Source organism: Enterovibrio norvegicus, assembly GCF_002876705.1.
GTDB lineage: Bacteria > Pseudomonadota > Gammaproteobacteria > Enterobacterales > Vibrionaceae > Enterovibrio > Enterovibrio norvegicus_B.
Window position 1 is genome coordinate 406,530 of record NZ_MDAG01000057.1, and the last position, 480, is coordinate 407,009.

The following is a 480-nucleotide window of genomic DNA, read 5'->3' on the forward strand; positions in this document are numbered from 1 at the left end:
TTGCGAGATTGCGAGATTGTAAGATTGTAAGATTTAGAGACTAGAGCGTCGAAACTAGAAAATTGAAACAAAAAGGCAGGAAGTGTTCACTTCCTGCCTTTTTTAATTCAGAGAGTTACGGTGCTGATGCGCTTATTTGTAAAACGCTTCAACCGTGCCTTTCAGAGTGATCAGAAGCGGTTGGCCGCGACGGTCTAGTGCTTTAGGTGACGGGATCTTCACCCAACCTTCGCTGATGCAGTATTCTTCAACGTCGAAACGCTCTTTGCCGTTCAGCAAAATACCAATGTTGTATTCAAAACACTCAGCAACATGGTGTGGGCTGCGTGGGTTGCCTGATAGGTGATCAGGTAGCGTTGGTTGTGAAGTAGCGTCGTTCATAGTCATGACCTGTAAATAAAATAAAAAAGCGCGTTATTGTAAGCAATATCTAAAACTAATAAAGCACAAATAGCGCTAGACCCAAACAACGTGAAGATG

At 43.1% G+C, this 480-nt stretch carries 1 protein-coding gene; it reads right to left on the minus strand.

The features are described 5' to 3' along the window. Positions 1 to 132: 132 nt before the first annotated feature. Positions 133 to 381, minus strand: coding sequence for a DUF3297 family protein (locus BCT27_RS21215; protein WP_102319537.1), 249 nt, complete (start codon positions 379 to 381; stop codon positions 133 to 135). Positions 382 to 480: the final 99 nt, after the last annotated feature.

Bases quoted from the DNA above. Each gene is read 5' to 3' on its own strand.
- BCT27_RS21215 (WP_102319537.1), bottom strand. From the start codon at position 381: ATGAACGACGCTACTTCACAACCAACGCTACCTGATCACCTATCAGGC.